At 59.7% G+C, this 19,014-nt stretch carries 14 protein-coding genes and 1 pseudogene; 6 read left to right on the top strand and 9 right to left on the bottom strand.

From position 1 onward, the window contains the following. Positions 1-134: 134 nt before the first annotated feature. Both gyrA and mtnA read right to left on the bottom strand, forming a co-directional pair. A complete protein-coding gene (gene gyrA, locus IEQ42_RS18485) occupies positions 135-2,909 on the bottom strand; it encodes a DNA gyrase subunit A (protein WP_210704545.1) in 2,775 nt (924 codons plus the stop codon). Between the two features lie 424 nt (positions 2,910-3,333). Further along, entirely contained in the window at positions 3,334-4,410 is a 1,077-nt protein-coding gene (gene mtnA / locus IEQ42_RS18480) for an S-methyl-5-thioribose-1-phosphate isomerase (protein WP_210704543.1), read from the bottom strand. Positions 4,411-4,518: 108 nt separating this feature from the next. On the opposite strand from mtnA, the gene IEQ42_RS18475 reads away from it, so the two are divergent. The 5 genes and pseudogenes from IEQ42_RS18475 to IEQ42_RS18455 all read left to right on the top strand — a co-directional run bounded on the left by IEQ42_RS18475 (position 4,519) and on the right by IEQ42_RS18455 (position 9,344). Continuing rightward, on the top strand, positions 4,519-5,853 hold the full coding sequence (locus tag IEQ42_RS18475; RefSeq protein WP_210704542.1) for a TRZ/ATZ family hydrolase: 1,335 nt from the start codon (positions 4,519-4,521) through the stop codon (positions 5,851-5,853). Between the two features lie 58 nt (positions 5,854-5,911). Then, a complete protein-coding gene (gene ubiG, locus IEQ42_RS18470; RefSeq protein WP_042560367.1) occupies positions 5,912-6,610 on the top strand; it encodes a bifunctional 2-polyprenyl-6-hydroxyphenol methylase/3-demethylubiquinol 3-O-methyltransferase UbiG in 699 nt (232 codons plus the stop codon). Between the two features lie 4 nt (positions 6,611-6,614). Continuing rightward, positions 6,615-7,286 (top strand): N-acetylmuramic acid 6-phosphate phosphatase MupP, encoded by a 672-nt coding sequence (gene mupP / locus IEQ42_RS18465; RefSeq protein ID WP_210622846.1) that lies wholly within the window; start codon positions 6,615-6,617, stop codon positions 7,284-7,286. Positions 7,287-7,316: 30 nt separating this feature from the next. Next, the gene (locus tag IEQ42_RS18460; RefSeq protein ID WP_210704541.1) at positions 7,317-8,057 is read left to right on the top strand and encodes a YciK family oxidoreductase; all 741 of its coding nucleotides are present in this window, start codon (positions 7,317-7,319) and stop codon (positions 8,055-8,057) included. Positions 8,058-8,418: 361 nt separating this feature from the next. Then, positions 8,419-9,344, top strand: a pseudogene (locus tag IEQ42_RS18455) (GGDEF domain-containing protein). Between the two features lie 136 nt (positions 9,345-9,480). On the opposite strand, the gene IEQ42_RS18450 reads toward IEQ42_RS18455, so the two are convergent. The 7 genes from IEQ42_RS18450 to IEQ42_RS18420 all read right to left on the bottom strand — a co-directional run bounded on the left by IEQ42_RS18450 (position 9,481) and on the right by IEQ42_RS18420 (position 17,374). After that, positions 9,481-10,242 (bottom strand): iron-containing redox enzyme family protein, encoded by a 762-nt coding sequence (locus IEQ42_RS18450; RefSeq protein WP_215729693.1) that lies wholly within the window; start codon positions 10,240-10,242, stop codon positions 9,481-9,483. A 79-nt stretch (positions 10,243-10,321) separates the two neighbouring features. Continuing rightward, a complete protein-coding gene (locus tag IEQ42_RS18445) occupies positions 10,322-12,781 on the bottom strand; it encodes an EAL domain-containing protein (protein ID WP_210704540.1) in 2,460 nt (819 codons plus the stop codon). 202 nt (positions 12,782-12,983) lie between these two features. Beyond that, positions 12,984-14,810 (bottom strand): ABC transporter ATP-binding protein, encoded by a 1,827-nt coding sequence (locus IEQ42_RS18440; protein ID WP_210704539.1) that lies wholly within the window; start codon positions 14,808-14,810, stop codon positions 12,984-12,986. After that, entirely contained in the window at positions 14,803-15,405 is a 603-nt protein-coding gene (locus IEQ42_RS18435; protein ID WP_210704663.1) for a DsbA family protein, read from the bottom strand. The genes IEQ42_RS18440 and IEQ42_RS18435 overlap by 8 nt, the downstream gene beginning before the upstream one ends. A gap of 35 nt (positions 15,406-15,440) precedes the next feature. After that, positions 15,441-16,382: an oxygen-dependent tRNA uridine(34) hydroxylase TrhO gene (gene trhO, locus IEQ42_RS18430; protein ID WP_042560375.1), complete on the bottom strand. Its 942-nt coding sequence runs from the start codon at positions 16,380-16,382 to the stop codon at positions 15,441-15,443. Positions 16,383-16,546: 164 nt separating this feature from the next. Then, positions 16,547-16,846, bottom strand: coding sequence for a BolA family protein (locus tag IEQ42_RS18425; RefSeq protein ID WP_042560376.1), 300 nt, complete (start codon positions 16,844-16,846; stop codon positions 16,547-16,549). Positions 16,847-16,858: 12 nt separating this feature from the next. Beyond that, the gene (locus tag IEQ42_RS18420) at positions 16,859-17,374 is read right to left on the bottom strand and encodes a DUF2059 domain-containing protein (protein ID WP_210622839.1); all 516 of its coding nucleotides are present in this window, start codon (positions 17,372-17,374) and stop codon (positions 16,859-16,861) included. Between the two features lie 194 nt (positions 17,375-17,568). Between IEQ42_RS18420 and IEQ42_RS18415 the strand changes: the two genes are divergently transcribed. Next, entirely contained in the window at positions 17,569-18,963 is a 1,395-nt protein-coding gene (locus IEQ42_RS18415; RefSeq protein ID WP_210704538.1) for a class II fumarate hydratase, read from the top strand. Positions 18,964-19,014: the final 51 nt, after the last annotated feature.

Below are 19,014 nucleotides of genomic sequence, written 5' to 3'. Positions count from 1 at the left end.
CGGTGCTTCGAAGGTACCGCAGCGCCTGCTTTCGCGAGCAGGCTCGCTCCCACAGGGGATCTCCATGATGTCGAAAATTCATACCGGACAAATAACAAGGGGGCGAATTCTCATCCGCCCCCTCGCTTGTCCGCTTATTCTTGCGGTTCTTCGTCTGCTGCGGCGTCGAGCTGCTGGTCTTCGACTGCGTCGTCGATCACGACATTGCCTTCGAACTCCTCGCCCTCTTCACCTTCGAGCTCTTCACCTTCGACTTCCGAAGGCTCCTGAACCCGCTCCAGGCCGACCAGGGTTTCATCCTTGGCCAGTTTGATCAGCGTGACACCTTGAGTGTTACGACCCAGGCTCGACACTTCGTCGACACGGGTACGCACCAGCGTGCCCTGATCGGAGATCAGCATGATCTCTTCGCCGTCCTGCACCTGAACCGCACCGACCAGACGGCCGTTACGTTCGTTGCTGACCATGGCGATAACGCCCTGACCGCCACGCTTGTACTCAGGGAACTCGGTGATGGCGGTACGCTTGCCATAACCGCGCTCGGAAGCGGTGAGAATCTCGCTGCCTTCTTCCGGGATCAGCATGGAAATCAGCTTCTGACCTTCCGGCAGACGCATACCACGCACACCGCGCGCGGTACGGCCCATGGCGCGAACTTCGGATTCCTTGAAGCGAGTGACCTTGCCGCCGTCGGAGAACAGCATGATCTCCTGCTCGCCGTCGGTGACAGCCGCGGAAATCAGGATGTCGCCTTCGTCCAGCTCCAGCGCGATCAGACCAACGCTACGCTGACGGCTGAAGGCCACCAGCGGGGTCTTCTTGACCGTACCGTTGGCGGTCGACATGAAGATGAACGGTGCCTTCTTGCGGTCGGCAGCCTTGATGCGCGCGCGGCGCTCTTCGTCGGTCTCGTTGCTGTTTTCGATTTCGTCTACATCAGCCTCGGCGCCTTCGGCTTCTTCTTCGTCAGCCTGACGCTTCATGGCTTCGAGATCGACCGGCAGCATGGTGGTGATGTATTCGCCCTCGCTCAATGGCAAGAGGTTGACCAGCGGACGACCACGGGCAGCGCGGGACGCTTCCGGGATCTCGTAGGTCTTGAGCCAGTAAACCTTGCCCTTGCTGGAGAACAGCAGCAGCGTGGTGTGGCTGTTGGCAACCAGCAGGTGAGCGATGTAGTCCTCATCCTTGACGCCGGTCGCCGATTTGCCTTTACCGCCACGACGCTGAGCCTGATACGCAGCCAATGGCTGGGTCTTGGCGTAGCCACTGTGGGAAATGGTCACGACGCGCTCTTCTTCCGGGATCATGTCACCCAGGGTCAGATCGAGGCGCGCATCGAGAATTTCGGTGCGACGCACGTCGCCGTACTCGGCACGGATCACTTCCAGCTCTTCGCGGATCACTTCCATCAAGCGCACGGCGCTATTGAGGATGCGGATCAGCTCGCCGATCTGGTTGAGGATCTCTTGATACTCGGCCAGCAGTTTCTCGTGTTCCAGACCGGTCAGACGGTGCAGACGCAGCTCCAGAATGGCTTGCGCCTGCTCTGGCGACAGGAAGTATTTGCCTTCACGCAAACCGTATTGCGGATCGAGCGTCTCAGGACGGCACGAATCAGCACCAGCACGCTCAACCATCGCGACCACGGCGGAGGATTCCCACGCGGTCTTGATCAGCGCTTCCTTGGCTTCCGACGGGGTCGGCGAAGCCTTGATCAGGGCGATGACCGGGTCGATGTTCGACAGGGCAACCGCTTGACCTTCAAGGATGTGGCCACGTTCACGGGCTTTACGCAGTTCGAACACGGTACGGCGGGTGACGACTTCGCGGCGGTGACGGACGAAGGCTTCCAGCAGATCCTTGAGGTTGAGGATCCGCGGACGGCCGTCAATCAGCGCGACGATGTTGATGCCGAACACCGCTTGCAGCTGGGTCTGGGCGTAGAGGTTGTTGAGGATCACCTCAGGCACTTCACCGCGACGCAGCTCGATCACGACGCGCATACCGTCCTTGTCGGACTCGTCGCGCAGTTCGGTGATGCCTTCGAGCTTCTTCTCTTTAACCAGCTCGGCGATCTTCTCGATCAGACGCGCCTTGTTCAACTGGTAAGGAAGTTCGGTGATAACGATCTGCTGACGACCACCGACCTTGTCGATGTCCTCGATGATCGAGCGGGCACGCATGTAAATGCGTCCGCGACCGGTGCGGTAGGCTTCGATGATGCCGGCGCGACCGTTGATGATCGCGGCGGTCGGGAAGTCCGGACCGGGGATGTATTGCATCAGTTCATCGACGGTCAGCTCAGGGTTGTCGATGAGCGCCAGGCAACCGTCGATGACTTCACCGAGGTTGTGCGGCGGAATGTTGGTCGCCATGCCCACGGCGATACCGCTGGAGCCGTTGACCAGCAGGTTGGGAATCCGCGTCGGCATGACCGCCGGGATCATCTCGGTGCCGTCGTAGTTCGGCACCCAGTCCACGGTTTCCTTGTGCAGGTCGGCCAGCAGCTCGTGCGCCAGTTTGGTCATGCGTACTTCGGTGTATCGCATGGCCGCGGCGTTGTCGCCGTCCACCGAACCGAAGTTGCCCTGACCGTCGACCAGCAGGTAGCGCAGGGAGAAAGGCTGAGCCATGCGGACGATGGTGTCGTACACCGCCGTATCACCGTGCGGGTGATACTTACCGATCACGTCACCGACAACACGGGCAGATTTCTTGTACGGCTTGTTGTAGTCGTTGCCCAGCTCGCTCATCGCGAACAGTACGCGACGGTGCACGGGCTTGAGGCCATCGCGCGCATCCGGCAGTGCACGGCCGACGATCACGCTCATCGCGTAGTCGAGGTAGGACTGCTTCAGCTCGTCTTCGATATTGACCGGGAGGATTTCTTTGGCCAGTTCGCCCATGAGAAGCCTGATTCCTTTTTCTGGTGAAACTTCGTCATATCCATGTGGGAGCAACGAAGCTCGTCGGGCAAGGCAGAGTGCCGTGCGCCGACTTACGACAAATCAACATTCCGCAGAGTGGATTTGCGCAGTAAAGACAGCTCCGTGGAGCGGCCTCGGAAAACGCCGGATGTTATCACAAAGGCCGCCACGCACCTATCCCCCAGACGCGCATGGAGCATAGTTAGTTGACTGGTGACAGGCTTAACGGGGACGAGAGAGGCTCAGAGCTTCTTTGAATGCAGAATTCGGGCTTGGTTTGAGGATGTTTATTGACTTTTAGGGCTTCATCGCTGGCAAGCCAGCTCCCACAGGATCGGCGGCGAGCACAAAACCAGTGGGAGCGAGCCTGCTCGCGAAGAGGTCAACGCAGACGTCAAGCCAATCAATGCAACCGCTTGCGGCACATCAACTGGGCCATTTTTGCCGTGTCCGGCCGCTCGACGATGCCCTTTTCGGTAACGATGGCATCGATCAGATCCGCCGGTGTCACGTCAAACACCGGGTTGAACGCCTCAACGTCAGCACCAACACGCTTGCCGCCGACTTCCAGCAATTCGGCACCATCGCGCTCTTCAATCGGAATTTCGTCGCCGCTGGCCAGATTCATGTCGATGGTCGAACTCGGCGCCACCACCATGAAACGCACACCGTGATGCATGGCGTTGACCGCCAGTTGATAAGTGCCGATCTTGTTGGCCACGTCGCCATTGGCGGTGATCCGGTCAGCACCGACGATCACCCAGGTCACGCCTTTGGTTTTCATGATGTGCGCGGCGGCAGAATCGGCATTCAGGGTGACCGGGATGCCTTCGTTGGCCAGTTCCCATGCTGTCAGGCGCGAACCCTGAAGCCACGGCCGGGTTTCGTCGGCATAAACGCGCTCGACCATGCCCTCGAGAAATGCTGCACGAATGACCCCAAGCGCCGTACCAAAACCACCCGTCGCCAGAGCGCCGGTGTTGCAGTGGGTGAGAATCGCCTGAGCGTTGCCCTGATGCTTGCGGATCAGATCGACGCCGAGCTGGGCCATGGTCAGGTTGGCCTCGCGATCACTTTCGTGGATGGCGATGGCCTCGGCTTCCAGTGCCGCCAGCGGATCGGCATTGCCTTTGAGGCGATCAAGCCGATCGTGCATGCGGCCCAGCGCCCAGAACAGGTTGACCGCCGTCGGCCGGGAAGCGGCCAGCAGGGCAAAATCCTCTTCCAGCGCGGCGTACCAGTCGCCGCCTTCGGCCACCCGCGTACGCGCCGCGAGAACGATGCCATAAGCCGCACTGATGCCGATGGCCGGGGCGCCACGCACCACCATCGAACGAATCGCCTCGGCCACGCCGGCGGCGCTGGTGTAAGCGATCCAGGTTTCCTCGAACGGCAAAATACGCTGATCCAGCAGGTGGAGCGCGCCATCTCGCCAATCGATGGCCTTCACTTTCTCCGCAGCCAACAGTCGATCGCGCATCCCACACCCCGCACTCATGAACAAAAGCCGCCGATTATAGCGATCCCCCCGCGAAGACGCTCGGGTATACTTCGCCATCCTTTACAAAAGCACTGGAACCGACCCTCGATGCCGAAACCTGCCATTGCGCTCGACTTATTATTGCTGCCGACCTGGCTGGTACCCGTCGAACCCGCAGGCGTTGTGCTCAAGGAGCATGGCCTGGGCATTCGCGACGGTCGCATCGTGTTTATCGGCCCGCGCAGCGACGCACTGAAGTGTAACGCCGCTGAAGTGCGCGAATTGCCGGATGTCCTGCTCAGCCCCGGCCTGATCAACGCTCACGGCCACGCGGCAATGACGCTGTTCCGTGGCCTGGCCGATGATCTGCCGCTGATGACCTGGCTGGAAAACCACATCTGGCCGGCCGAAGCCAAATGGGTCGATGAAGACTTCGTTCGTGACGGTACCGATCTGGCCATCGCCGAGCAGATCAAGGGCGGCATCACCTGCTTTTCGGACATGTATTTCTTCCCCAAAGTCGCCAGCGAACGCGTGCATGACAGTGGCATTCGCGCGCAGATCGCCATTCCGATCCTCGACTTCCCGATTCCCGGTGCCTCCAGCGCCGACGAGGCCATTCGCCAAGGTGTCGAGCTGTTCGGCGATTTGAAGCATCACGAGCGCATCAAGATCACCTTCGGCCCTCATGCACCCTACACCGTCGGCGACGAAAATCTCGAGAAAATCCGCGTGATCGCCGAGGAGCTGGACGCGTCGATTCACATGCACGTCCACGAAACGGCGTTCGAAGTGCAGCAAGCGGTCGAGCAGCGCGGTGAACGGCCGCTGGCCCGTCTAGGCCGACTGGGCCTGCTCGGCCCGCGCTTCCAGGCTGTGCACATGACGCAGATCAGCGATGACGACCTGGCGCTGCTGGTAGAAAGCAACACCAGCGTGATCCACTGCCCGGAATCGAACCTCAAGCTGGCCAGCGGTTTCTGTCCGGTCGAGCGTTTGTGGCAGGCTGGTGTGAATGTCGCGGTCGGCACCGATGGTGCGGCGAGCAACAATGACCTCGACCTGCTCGGCGAAACCCGTACCGCAGCGCTACTGGCCAAAGCTGTCGCCGGTTCTGCCACTGCGCTCGACGCCCATCGTGCGTTGCGCATGGCCACGCTCAACGGTGCTCGCGCACTGGGAATCGAGGCGCAGGTTGGCTCGCTGGAAATCGGCAAAGCCGCGGACATCGTCGCCTTCGACCTGTCCGGCCTGGCGCAGCAGCCGGTCTATGACCCGGTTTCGCAGCTTATATATGCCACCGGCCGCGATTGCGTGAAACACCTGTGGGTCGCCGGCAAGCAACTGCTCGACGACCGGCGCCTGACGCGCATGGATGAACAGCAACTGGGCGCCACCGCCCGGGCCTGGGGCCAGCGCATCAGCGGCCACACCGAATCGTAAACACCTCGCAGCCAACCCGCGGGGCTACAGCCTTTTTCAAGTTTTAGAGGATTGAACCATGAGCAACGTCGACCACTCCGAAATCGCCAAATTCGAAGCCCTGGCCCATCGCTGGTGGGACCGTGAAAGCGAGTTCAAACCGCTGCACGACATCAACCCGCTGCGGGTCAACTGGATTGACGAACGGGTCAATCTGGCCGGCAAGAAAGTCCTCGACGTCGGTTGCGGCGGCGGCATCCTCAGTGAAGCCATGGCCCAGCGCGGTGCCACCGTCATGGGCATCGACATGGGCGAGGCGCCGTTGGCGGTCGCGCAGTTGCATCAACTGGAGTCCGGCGTCAGCGTCGAGTACCGCCAGATCACCGCCGAAGACCTGGCCGAGGAAATGCCCGAGCAGTTCGACGTCGTGACTTGCCTGGAAATGCTCGAACACGTGCCTGATCCATCGTCGGTCATCGCCGCCTGCTACCGCATGGTCAAGCCGGGCGGCCAGGTGTTCTTCTCGACCATCAACCGCAACCCGAAGGCGTACCTGTTCGCGATCATCGGCGCCGAATACATCATGAAGCTGCTGCCGCGCGGCACCCATGACTTCAAGAAATTCATTCGTCCGTCCGAGCTGGGGGCCTGGAGCCGTCTGGCCGGCCTGACCGTCAAGGACATCATCGGCCTGACCTACAACCCGCTGACCAAGCACTACAAACTGGCCAACGACGTTGACGTCAACTACATGATCCAGACCCTGCGCGAGGAATAAGCCGATGGCCATCAGAGCAGTTCTTTTCGACATGGACGGTACTCTGCTCGACACCGCGCCGGACTTCATTGCCATCTGCCAGGCGATGCGCGCGGATCGGGGCTTGCCGCCGATCAACGACAAGCACATCCGCGACGAGATTTCCGGTGGCGCCAAAGCCATGGTCGCGGTGACGTTCTCGATGGACCCGGAGTCGCCGGGCTTTGAGGAACTGCGCCTGGAGTTCCTTGAGCGCTACCTCGTCGGCTGCGCGGTGCACAGCAAACTGTTCGACGGCATGAGCGAACTGCTGGCCGACATCGAAAAGGCCAACCTGATCTGGGGCGTGGTCACCAACAAGCCTGTGCGTTTCGCCGAGCCGATCATGCAGCAACTGGGGTTGGCCGAGCGCTCGGCGCTGCTGATCTGCCCTGATCACGTGAAGAACAGCAAGCCGGATCCGGAGCCGCTGATTCTCGCGTGCAAGATGCTTGATCTGGATCCATCGACCGTTCTGTTTGTGGGCGATGATCTGCGCGATATCGAGTCGGGGCGCGATGCCGGGACCAAAACGGCCGCGGTAACCTACGGCTACATCCATCCGGACGACAACCCGCGGCATTGGGGCGCGGATGTGGTGGTGGATCATCCGCTGGAGTTGCGCAAGGTGCTGGATAGCGCGCTCTGCAGCTGCTGATCTTTTAGCTATTAACGGATTGAGGTTTTTATGTTTGATTACTCCGCTCGCCCCGAATTGCTCAAGGATCGGGTCATTCTGGTCACCGGTGCCGGTCGTGGCATTGGTGCGGCCGCCGCGAAAACCTATGCCGCCCATGGTGCCACCGTGCTGCTGCTGGGAAAGACCGAAGCCAATCTGACGCAGGTCTACGACGAAATCGAAGCTGCCGGCCATCCGCAACCAGCAGTCATCCCCTTCAACCTCGAAACCGCCCTGCCCCATCAATACGATGAACTGGCAGCGATGATCGAGACCGAGTTCGGCCACCTGGACGGCCTCCTGCACAACGCCTCGATCATCGGCCCGCGCACGCCGATCGAGCAGTTGTCCGGGGAAAACTTCATGCGTGTCATGCAGGTCAACGTCAACGCCATGTTCATGCTGACCAGCACGCTGCTGCCGCTGCTCAAGCTGTCGCAGGACGCGTCGGTGGTGTTTACCTCCAGCAGCGTTGGTCGCAAGGGCCGTGCTTACTGGGGCGCGTACGGTGTGTCGAAATTTGCCACCGAAGGCCTGATGCAAACCCTGGCGGATGAGATCGACGGCGTGGCGCCGGTGCGCTCCAACAGCATCAACCCGGGCGGCACTCGCACCAGCATGCGCGCCCAGGCTTATCCAGGGGAAAACCCGCTGAACAACCCGACGCCCGAGGAGATCATGCCGGTCTACCTCTACTTGATGGGCCCCGACAGCACCGGTATCAACGGCCAGGCATTCAACGCACAGTAATGCCATACGTCGCATTTGTAGCCGCGGCGGATTACTGCCGCGGCAGTCATTTGCCGGTACCGGCCGTCACAATAAAGTCAAATATCCAGCACCTCCCCTCCTCGCGATTACACAAGCCATTGATTCATATGGGTTTAAATAAAACCGAACTGAATGGCACGACTTTCGCTCTAATTTCCCACAAAGCATGCCGTGTGAAGGCAATGGGACAACGCCTGTTTCGCTAGCTTACTAATCGTCATCAGGCAGACTAAACTCACGCCAAACGTCCTACGGGACTGATGGATCAGTACGACGCGCAGCCCATAGTCGCTCTCACCCAGCCTGTAAGACAGACTTACTGCTTAGGGGCTCACGCCAAATGAAATCACCCTCCCAGACCAATCAATTGACTTTGACAGTGCCAAATTGCAACGCCTGGGCTTCGGTCAGCTTCCTCCACTTCTGGAACGCCCGACCAGCCTGACGCAATTGCGCCAGCAAATGAGCCTGCAATTGCAAACCAGTCTCGAACCGCAACGCATACTCGGTCTGTTTTTCCGCGAGGTTCAACGCCTTGTGCCGCTGGACGCCTTGAGCTACGAGCACAAGGGCAGCGACTTGCGCCTGGAGTTCGGCGCCCGCGGTCACCATTCCGTCAGCTACAGCCTGAGCCACGAAGGCGAGCACATGGGCGAAGTGGTGTTCCGCCGTAATCACCGCTTCAACGAGCAGGATCAGGGCAATCTCGAATCGCTACTGTCGTCGCTGCTATATCCGATGCGCAATGCCCTGCTGTACCGAGCGGCCACCCAGAGCGCGTTGCGTGATCCGCTGACCGGCGCCGGCAATCGCATCGCGATGGAGCAGACGCTGCAACGCGAGATCGAGATGTCTCGTCGGCATGTGCAGCCGCTGTCGGTATTGATGCTGGATATCGACCACTTCAAGCGCGTCAACGACAGTCACGGCCACAGCGCAGGAGATGACGTGCTCAAAGCCGTAGCTGCGTCGATCAAGAGCCAGTTGCGCAACGTCGACATGGTCTTTCGTTATGGCGGGGAAGAGTTTCTGATCATGCTGTCCAACACCAGCCGGGAAGCGGCAGCGATGGTCGGCGAGCGTCTGCGTTATGCGGCGCAAGCGGCGGAGTATTACGCCGATGGTCAACTGATCGAGCTGACGGTCAGCCTGGGTTGCTCCACCCTGCTACCGGGTGAATCGGCAGAAAGCCTGTTGCGCCGCGCGGACAGTGCGCTGTACGTGGCCAAGCGTGAGGGGCGTAATCGGTTGGCAATGGCGGGCTGAATCCTTCCAGACAGCACAAAACAGTGTGGGAGCGAGCCTGCTCGCGAAAGCGGTGTGTCAGTCAACCGAGTGCTGACTGACACGCCCTCTTCGCGAGCAGGCTCGCTCCCACATTAGCTTTTGGCGAAGCCGGTAATCAGTTTTCGAGCACGGCCCTGCGCTCACGGCTTACCAGCAAGCGTTCGGACGTTTCCAATTGCATGCACCGCTCCAGGAACAGGTACATGTAGTCGTAGCTCTTGCAGATGGCCTGACGCAATTCGATCTGCAAGGCCTCGCTCGGGCTCATGCCCGCCAGGGTGCAGATGATTTCCAGCGCCTCCCATGGGTGAGCATCGTCGTACTGGGCGTGCATCTTCAGCCACTTCATCGCACGCTTGCGATCCTCTTCAGGGAATGCCGCAGCGTACACGCCATTGGAACAGACCAGCGCCGACCACTCCCCGGTCGCGCCTTCGATGGCGTAGTTGGTCGCGGCGATGGCCACAATCAGTGAATCGGCGGAACTGGTATGCCAGCACCAATGGCTCAAGGCATGCAGTTCAGGCGGCACATGCTGGGCCTGAAGATCTTCAAGGCTTACACCGTGCGCGCGACTCCAGTGCACCCAATAATCGGCGTGATTGAGTTCGACGCGAATGTTGCGCATCAGCCAGCGCCGCGCCATGTCTTCGCCGGGATGACGGGCAAACCGGGTCTTGGTGAGGTTCTGCGCCATGTACAAGGCGAACTGCTCAACAACCGGCCAGCCCCCGATCAGGTACTGGCGCATGGTTTTGGCGCTGAGTTTGTTATCACGCATGCGCAGGTAAAGTTCATGTTCGACAACCCGGCGCTTGCTCTCGCTGCAATCATCTATCAGCTGCTGTGCCCAGCCTGGATAACTTGCGGCTTCCATGAGTGGTCCGGTTCGGTTGAATGTGTCGATCACTGTTCGGCTCCTTTTGATTTGTGATTGTAAGGATCGGCGAAAGATTTCAACGGAACGTGCCAGGCGCTTTGAATAACAGCGGTTGCGGTCTGGCGGGCCGACTTTGCAAACTGTCACAGGTAAACAACTGCGGACGCTCAATAACATAACCTTGTGCGTAATCCACACCAATTTCAAGCAATGCCTGCTCGATCTGAGTTGTTTCAACAAACTCGGCAATTGTCTGCTTACCCATGACATGCCCGATGTGATTGATCACTTCGACCATTGCGCGGTTAATCGGGTCGTCCAGCATGTCCTTTACGAAACTCCCGTCGATCTTCAGGAAGTCTACAGGCAAATGTTTCAGATAAGCGAACGAAGACATTCCGGCACAAAAGTCATCCAGCGAGAAGTAGCAACCTAAGCCTTTGAGTTCATTAATAAATCTAATTGCACTGCCCAAGTTTGAAATTGCACTGGTTTCAGTAATTTCAAAACAAATCATTTCAGGCGGTATTGAATAGATAACAAACTGCTCTCGCAGAAAGTTCAAAAACGCGTCATCTCCTATAGTAATGCCTGACAGATTAATCGCACACATCGCTAATGGGCCTTCATGTTCTTGCGCAATACATTGAGCAATCACCTTGAACACGTTTTGCACTACCCAGCGATCCAGCTGACTCATCAAGCCATAACGTTCTGCAGCAGGAATGAAACTGTCGGGCAGAATCATTCGCCCTGCTTCATCATGCAGACGCAGGAGAATCTCAATGTGCCCACCCTCGCCCTCACTTGGTTTGAGGGGGGAGATTTCCTGGGCAAAGAGGCAAAAACGGTCCTCTTCCAGCGCCATGTGCAAACGCTGCACCCAAGCCATTTCACCGAAGCGCAGCGACAGTTCGGAGTCGTCGGCGTGATAGACCTGCACCCGGTTGCGGCCCTTTTCCTTGGCCATGTAGCAGGCCATATCTGCTGCTCGCAGCGAGGTTTCGAGGGTCGTCGGGATTTGCGTGATATGCACCAGGCCGATACTGACCGTGGTCTGGAATGGTCGCCTCTTCCATACAAAATGTAGGTTCTGCACGGTATGACGCAGCACCTCGGCAATTTTCTCCGCCGCCTCCGGCGAGCAGTTCTGCAGCAAAATACCGAACTCGTCACCGCCAAGCCGCGCCAGCGTATCGCCCTCGCGCAGGCCTGATTGCAGCAGCGTGCAGATGTGTCGCAACAGTTCATCGCCCGCCGCATGGCCGCAGGTGTCGTTGACCAGTTTGAACTGGTCCAGATCAAGGAACATCAATGCGTGCCGCCCCGCTTGCCGCGTGAGGGTGTGCAGCGCCTGCTCCAGGCGATATTCGAACTCACGGCGGTTAGCCAGCCCCGTCAGCGCATCGTGGGTGGCCTGCCAGGAGAGATTGGCGATGTATTGGCGTTCCTGGGTCATGTCGTGCAGCACCAGCACCGTGCCGCTGACCTTGCCCGCATTGCGGATCGGTGCGCCCACCAGCGTCACCGACAACGTGCTGCCGTCCAGGCGCTGGATCAGCTTTGAGTGTTCACTGCCGCCACCGAGTTGACCGCTGAGAATGTGTTCGATCAGCGTCAGACCTTCGGCCTGGGCGTTGTCATCAAGCAAATTGAACAGCGCCGCCAGCGGCAAACCGGCGGCCTGTTCGGCTTTCCAGTGGGTCATGGCTTCGGCGGCGGGGTTCATGTAGTCGATGGCCCCCGTCACGTCGGTGGTGATGACGCCATCGCCGATCGATTGCAGGGTGACCTGCGCGCGATCCTTTTCCAATTGCAGCGCCTCGGCAAAGGCGTGGCGCTGCTTGAGCAATTTCTGGGTGCGCAGCAAGGCCAGCACGATCAACCCCAGTGCCGTGGCCAGGTTGATCGCCAGCAACAGTCGCAGGATCATCCGCGAGCCTTCGCCCAAGGCATCACTGAAGGCTTTCGCCGCCGGAGTCACAGCATCATTGATCGCAAAGATCTGCGCCTTCCAGCGCAGGATATCGGCGCTGCTGGCGGTATTCTCGGAAATACTGCGGTGCATCTCGCGTGCTAGATCATCCAGCTCGATCAGATAAGCGTCACCCACCGTCCAGCGGTCGATGGCAGTCTCCAGATAACTGAAATGACGGAAGTTGAGGTACAGCCAGATCACGCTGGAGACGTCGTCCGGATGGTTGCCACCCTTGAGGATGCCTTCGCGTGCAGCGGCCAGATCCGGCGGTTGACGATCCAGCGCCAGACGCAGCTGATGACCGCCCTGGGGGACGCCAATCGCGGCCTGGTATTTGAGGAATATTTTTTCGTCGCGACTGTCCGCGTACAGATTGAGGTAGTAGATGGCATCTTTCTGGCCCTTGGACCAGAGACTTTCTCCCGCAACGTAGCCGCGAACGGCCGACAGCACGTAAAGGCTCACGCCCCCCAATAACGCTTGAAACAACACGACGGCAATAAATGGCCAGACGATGCCCAACAATCGTGGCGTTGCGAAAGTCCGCTTTTGCTCCATGAGATCCCTTGCGCAAGTACTGCCAGATGAACAACCGTAAAATCCCGCTCCTGACAGCTCAGCCTAGGCTAATTTTTGATATGTCAAAGGGGCAGCTCGGCCGTCTGCAACGCTTATCGTGCAACCGACTGATCTTTAGAGGCTTTCCGAGCAGGTTTACTCAATGATATTCACACACTGAGGGCAAAAAAGGGCGAGAAACTCAGGGGCGCTGAATCTGCTGCAAATGGCCATACAATTTGGCGTACAGCCCGCCGTCGGCAATCAACTGCTGGTGATCGCCATCTTCGGCCACTTGTCCGCCGTCGAATACCAGCACCCGATCAGCTTGCTTCACTGCCGATAACCGGTGCGCGATGATCAGCGTGGTGCGGCCATGTAGGAACCGCGCCATGGCTTGATGCAGGTTGTATTCGGTGGCGGCGTCGAGGGCCGAAGTGGCCTCGTCGAGGATCACCACTTTTGGCTCGGCGAGGATCATCCGTGCAATTGCCAGGCGCTGGCGCTGACCACCGGACAAGCGCACGCCGGAACGGCCGACGATGCTGTCGAGTCCATCCGGCAACGCGCGGATCGCAGGTTCGAGCTGAGCAATTTCCAGCGCCTGCCAGCAGGCTTCGTCGCTGCGCGTGCGGCCCATCGTCAAGTTGGCGCGTACGGTGTCATTGAACAGCGCCGGATGCTGCAACACCACCGCGACGTTTTCCCGAACCGTCTCCAGGCCGATTTCCTGCTGGGTCGAACCGCCAAAGCGAATCGTCCCGGCCAGCGGCGTGTACAGCCCCAGAAGCAATTGCACCAGGGTGCTTTTACCACCACCACTGGCGCCGACAATCGCGACTTTCTCACCGGGCGCGATGGACAGGTTCAACTGATCCAGCACCGGTTCATCGCCGTAACCGAAGCTCAGGCCTTGCACCTCGATGCCCACAGTTTCACGGCCCTTGAACGGATCGACGCCGCCCGGATACTGCGGCTCATCGGCCCGCGCCAGCAATTCGTTGATCCGCGCCAGCGCACCGCCCGCCGCGTAATAGGCGTATTGCAGGTTGAGCAGTTGTTCCACCGGGCCGATCATGAACCACAGGTAACTGAACACAGCGAGCATCTGCCCGATCGACAGGTCGGAGAACAGCACGGTGAGCATCGCCGCCGCGCGAAAGATGTCGATACCGAACTGGAACAGCAGGCCGCTGGCACGGTTGGAGGCGTCGGTTTTCCATTGCGAATTGATCGCGTAGTTACGCACCTCCTGCGCCCGCAAACCGAGCCGGCCGAGGAAGAAACCCTGACGGTTGCCCGCCCGGACCTCCTGAATCGAGTCGAGGGTTTCGCTCAGCGCCTGGGTGAAACGCGCGGTGCTGTCGTTCTCGAGTTTCTTCAGGTGTTTGACGCGTTTGCCCAGCTGCACTGTGGCGTAGATCACCAACGGGTTGAACAGCAGAATCAGCAGCGCCAGTTTCCAGTGCATCCACATCAGGATGCTCGCGGTGCCGACCAGCGTCAGCATCGCCACCAGAAACCGGCTGAGGGTCTCACCGACAAACTTGTCGAGGGTGTCGAGATCGGTGACCAGATGGGTGGTCACCGTGCCACTGCCCAGACTTTCATATTCGGCGAGGGAAATACGCTTCAGCCGTTCGATCAAGCGCACGCGGATGCGATAGACGATGTCCTTGGCCAAACGCGCAAACAGCCGCGACTGCAACACGCCGAAGCCCAACGCGCCGCAACGCAGGGTCAAGGTGACCACCAGCATCAGGCCGATATAGCCCGCCGCTTGCTGCCACATCGTCGGTAACAGGTGATTCATCACCTTCAGCGCCGCATCGCCGTGGCCAAGCAGGACTTCATCCACCAGTAGTGGCAGCAGCAACGGAATCGGCACGCTGCACAGCGTGGCCAGAACGGCGACGCCGTTGGCGATCCACAGGGATTTTTTGTGAGTGAGTGCCAGTCGCCGGACTTCTGCCCAGCTCAGCCGGTCGATACGCTTTGCGGCTGGCGTGTCATCGGCCCGGTCAGGCACAGGCTGCGCGCTCCAGCCATCGGCCCAGCAATGGCGACAGCTCACTGAGCGGTTGATAACCGTTGGTCAGCAGTGCCAACTGGCCGTTGCGTTCGGCGAGCAACGTGGGGAAACCGGCGATGCCGAGGTCCTGCACCCAGCTGAAATCGGCCTGAGTGGCTTTGTGTTGATCGGCATGGTCGAACAACGCAGCGAACTCGATGCGCGGCACGCCCGCCTGCTCCGCCAACTCGACCAGCACGCTGGCCTGAGTGACATCGCGACCTTCAGCGTAAAACGCCTGCTGGATCAGTCCGACCAGTTTCCACGCACAATCCGGCGCCAGGCTGCGTGCAGTGACAATCGCACGGCAGGCAGGCTCGGTGTCGTAGACAAAACCCTCGGGCAAGGCACCGTCAAGCTTGAACGGCTGTCCCGTGGCCTCGGTGACCGCTTGCCAGTGTTCAAGAATGTAGCGGCGAGTGGTCGGCTCCAGCGCCGAACCGCTGCCGGTGCGCAATCCGCCCACCACCAGATGCAGCTCGACCCCGGCTGCCTGCGCTTGCTCGACCAGTGCCCTGGCCACCGGAGCAAATCCCCAGCACCAGGAACACATCGGATCCATCACATAGAGCAGGCGCGCAGACATGGTTAAGCCTCGGTGGATGCTTGCTTGTAGTTAAAGCCGATCGGGTGCGGCTGATTGCGGGCCTTGGCCAGTTCGATCTGCTTCTGCCGGTCGATGGCGCTGCGGCGAGTCTTCTCGCTCAGCGTGTTCCAGCAATGCGGGCAGCTGATGCCAGCGACGTAGTGCTCGGAGGTGCGATCTTCAACGCTGACCGGTGTGCGGCAAGCATGACATTGATCGTAGTCGCCTTCGGTGAGGTCGTGGCGCACAGTCACCCGGTTGTCGAACACAAAGCAGTCGCCCTGCCACTTGGTTTCTTCCTGCGGCACCTCTTCGAGGTACTTCAGAATGCCGCCCTTGAGGTGGTAAACCTCTTCAAAGCCTTCGCCCAACATGTAGCTCGATGCCTTTTCGCAGCGGATGCCACCGGTGCAGAACATTGCGACCTTCTTGTGCACGGCCGGGTCGAAGTGCGCTTTGATGTAGTCGGGAAATTCGCGAAAACTGGTGGTTTTCGGATCGATGGCGCCTTCGAAGGTGCCGATCGACACTTCGTAATCGTTGCGCGTGTCGATCAACAGCACTTCAGGGTCGCTGATCAACGCGTTCCAGTCTTGCGGATCAACGTAGGTGCCGACCTTTTTGTTCGGGTCGACGCCGTCAACACCGAGGGTGACGATCTCTTTCTTCAGTTTGACCTTGGTGCGGTAGAACGGCTGCTCGTCGCAGTACGACTCTTTGTGGTCGATGTCGATCATGCGCGGATCGTTCTTCAGCCAGGCGAGCAGGCCATCGATGCCTTCGCGGGTGCCGGAAACCGTGCCATTGATGCCTTCTTCGGCAATCAGCAAGGTGCCTTTGATGCCGTTGTCGACCATCGCTTGCAGCAGTGGCTCGCGCAGGTTGACGTAATCTTCGAGGGTGACGAACTTATACAGTGCCGCCACGACAATCGGTTGTGTCATGGGTATTTCTCCAGGTGGCTACCCTCGTAAAGGGTGAACCGGATGCGAAAAAAAACGCGCCGGGTGAGCGGCGCGTTGCGGATTCTAGCAAAAAAGCAGCTTCGAGCGGCGAGCTTCAAGCGACAAGCCAAAACCTGTTTGCCTTGCAGCTTACCGCTTGAAGCTTATCGCTGCTTTCCTCCGGCACAGGTTGGCGACGCGGGGGCGGCGCCAGTCTCTGCCCATTCCTGCGGGGTGTAGGTGTGCAGCGCCAACGCATGGAACTCGCCCATCAGCTCGCCGAGCGTGCCGTAGACTTTCTGATGGCGCTTGACCCGGTTCAGCCCTTCGAACTGCGCGCTGACGACCACGGCCTTGTAGTGAGTCTGTAACCCACGACTGTGCATATGGCTTTCATCCAGCACTTGCAGGTGCTCAGGCTGAAGCAGCGCCAGCGTGGATTCGATGCGTTGTTGCATGGTCATCACGAACTCCGCTTACTTCTTCTTGGCCGCAGGAGCTGCAGGGGCCAGCTCTTTGGTCATGTCTTCCAGCAGCTTGTTGACTACCGGCACGGCGCTTTCCAGCTTGCCCTGCGTCATCTGGGCCGATTGCTGAGTCAGCTGCGGCATTTTTTCCAGGACTTTCTTGCCCAGTGGCGACTTGTAGAACGCGACGAGGTCCTTGAGCTCGGACTCGCTGAAGTTGCTGGTGTAGAGCTTGACCATGTCCGGCTTGAGCTTGTTCCAGCCGATGGCCTGGTCCAGCGCAGCGTTGGCCTTGGCCTGATAGGTTTCCAGCACGGCTTTCTTGGCTTCCGGGGCTTTGGTCTGCTCAAAACGCTGGGCAAACATTTGCTGTACTTGCATGTACACCGGGGTGCCCAGTTTGTCAGCGTGCGCCAGAGTCAGGAAAGCTTCGGCACTGGCGTTGTGGCTGGCGGTATCGGCGAGGGCCTGGCCGCTGGCGCAAACCAGGGCTACTGCGGTGCAGATGGCACGAAGACGAGTCATCGAGTTTCCTTTTCAGCTAGGCGAGGTAAAACCCCAAGGGCGCTCATTCTGCGCCTAACATTCATCGCGGCTCAACCCCCAAAGCCTTGCCGCGCTTGATTGACGGGGTTTTAGCGGTCAACAATCGATTCAAGGGAACCACCAGAGCCGACACCGGCCTAAACTGCGCAAACAGACCAACAGGAGTGTGCACGATGAGCCGTATCGAAACCGACAGCCTGGGCCAGATCGAGGTCCCGGACGACGCATACTGGGGTGCTCAGACGCAACGCTCGCTGATCAACTTCGCCATTGGTCAGGAACGCATGCCGCTGCCGGTACTGCACGCCCTGGCCCTGATCAAGAAAGCCGCCGCGCGGGTCAACGACCGCAACGGTGACCTGCCCGCCGACATTGCCCGCCTGATCGAGCAGGCTGCCGACGAAGTTCTCGACGGCCAGCACGACGACCAGTTCCCGCTGGTGGTCTGGCAGACCGGCAGCGGCACTCAAAGCAACATGAACGTCAACGAGGTGATCGCCGGTCGTGCCAACGAACTGGCCGGCAATCCACGCGGCGGCAAGACCCCGGTCCATCCGAACGATCACGTCAATCGCTCGCAAAGCTCCAACGACTGCTTCCCCACTGCCATGAGCATCGCCACGGTCAAAGCCGTACAAGAGCAGTTGCTGCCATCGATTGCCGAGCTGTCAGGTGGCTTGGCTGAACTGGCCGCACGGCACATGAAACTGGTGAAAACCGGCCGCACGCACATGATGGACGCGACGCCGATTACCTTCGGTCAGGAATTGTCGGGCTTCATAGCGCAACTGGATTACGCCGAGCGAGCGGTCCGCGCGGCACTGCCGGCGGTGTGTGAACTGGCACAGGGCGGTACCGCCGTCGGTACCGGGCTGAATTCGCCGCACGGTTTTGGCGAGGCCATTGCGGCAGAGCTCGCTGCGTTGTCTGGCCTGCCCTTCGTCACCGCGCCGAACAAATTTGCCGCGCTGGCCGGTCATGAACCGCTGACCAGTCTGTCCGGCGCGCTGAAAACCCTCGCCGTGGCCCTGATGAAAATTGCCAACGACCTGCGCTTGCTCGGCTCGGGCCCCCGCGCAGGTTTCGCCGAAGTGCGCTTGCCGGCCAACGAGCCGGGCAGCTCGATCATGCCGGGCAAGGTCAATCCGACCCAGTGCGAAGCGCTGTCGATGCTCGCCTGTCAGGTGCTCGGTAACGACGTGACGATCGGCATTGCCGCGAGCCAGGGCCACTTGCAGCTGAACGTGTACAAACCGGTGATCATCCACAACCTGCTGCAATCGATCCGCTTGCTCAGTGACGGTTGCAGCAACTTCCAGCAGCACTGCATTGCAGGACTCGAGCCGGATGCGCAGGTCATGGCCCAGCATCTGGAGCGCGGTCTGATGCTGGTGACGGCGTTGAACCCGCACATCGGTTATGACAAGTCGGCAGAAATCGCCAAGAAGGCTTACAGCGAAGGTCTGACCTTGCGCGAAGCGGCGCTGGAGTTGGGCTATCTGACTGATGAAGAGTTTGATGCGTGGGTGCGGCCGGAGAACATGATCGAGGCTGGCGCCAAGGGCTAGAAGCAAAAAGATCGCAGCCTGCGGCAGCTCCTACAGGGGAACGCATTCCAA

The sequence above is a fragment of the Pseudomonas iridis genome (genome assembly GCF_017980685.1).
Lineage (GTDB): Bacteria > Pseudomonadota > Gammaproteobacteria > Pseudomonadales > Pseudomonadaceae > Aquipseudomonas > Aquipseudomonas iridis.
Note: the sequence above shows the minus strand (reverse complement) of the source record. Positions and strands in the feature narration are given on the sequence as shown.

Excerpts from the sequence above, each read along its gene's own strand:
- gyrA (WP_210704545.1), bottom strand. The coding sequence starts at position 2,909 with ATGGGCGAACTGGCCAAAGAAATCCTCCCGGTCAATATCGAAGACGAG.
- mtnA (WP_210704543.1), bottom strand. The coding sequence starts at position 4,410 with ATGCGCGATCGACTGTTGGCTGCGGAGAAAGTGAAGGCCATCGATTGG.
- IEQ42_RS18475 (WP_210704542.1), top strand. The coding sequence starts at position 4,519 with ATGCCGAAACCTGCCATTGCGCTCGACTTATTATTGCTGCCGACCTGG.
- ubiG (WP_042560367.1), top strand. The coding sequence starts at position 5,912 with ATGAGCAACGTCGACCACTCCGAAATCGCCAAATTCGAAGCCCTGGCC.
- mupP (WP_210622846.1), top strand. The coding sequence starts at position 6,615 with ATGGCCATCAGAGCAGTTCTTTTCGACATGGACGGTACTCTGCTCGAC.
- IEQ42_RS18460 (WP_210704541.1), top strand. The coding sequence starts at position 7,317 with ATGTTTGATTACTCCGCTCGCCCCGAATTGCTCAAGGATCGGGTCATT.
- IEQ42_RS18450 (WP_215729693.1), bottom strand. The coding sequence starts at position 10,242 with ATGGAAGCCGCAAGTTATCCAGGCTGGGCACAGCAGCTGATAGATGAT.
- IEQ42_RS18445 (WP_210704540.1), bottom strand. The coding sequence starts at position 12,781 with ATGGAGCAAAAGCGGACTTTCGCAACGCCACGATTGTTGGGCATCGTC.
- IEQ42_RS18435 (WP_210704663.1), bottom strand. The coding sequence starts at position 15,405 with ATGTGTTCCTGGTGCTGGGGATTTGCTCCGGTGGCCAGGGCACTGGTC.
- trhO (WP_042560375.1), bottom strand. The coding sequence starts at position 16,382 with ATGACACAACCGATTGTCGTGGCGGCACTGTATAAGTTCGTCACCCTC.
- IEQ42_RS18425 (WP_042560376.1), bottom strand. The coding sequence starts at position 16,846 with ATGACCATGCAACAACGCATCGAATCCACGCTGGCGCTGCTTCAGCCT.
- IEQ42_RS18420 (WP_210622839.1), bottom strand. The coding sequence starts at position 17,374 with ATGACTCGTCTTCGTGCCATCTGCACCGCAGTAGCCCTGGTTTGCGCC.
- IEQ42_RS18415 (WP_210704538.1), top strand. The coding sequence starts at position 17,569 with ATGAGCCGTATCGAAACCGACAGCCTGGGCCAGATCGAGGTCCCGGAC.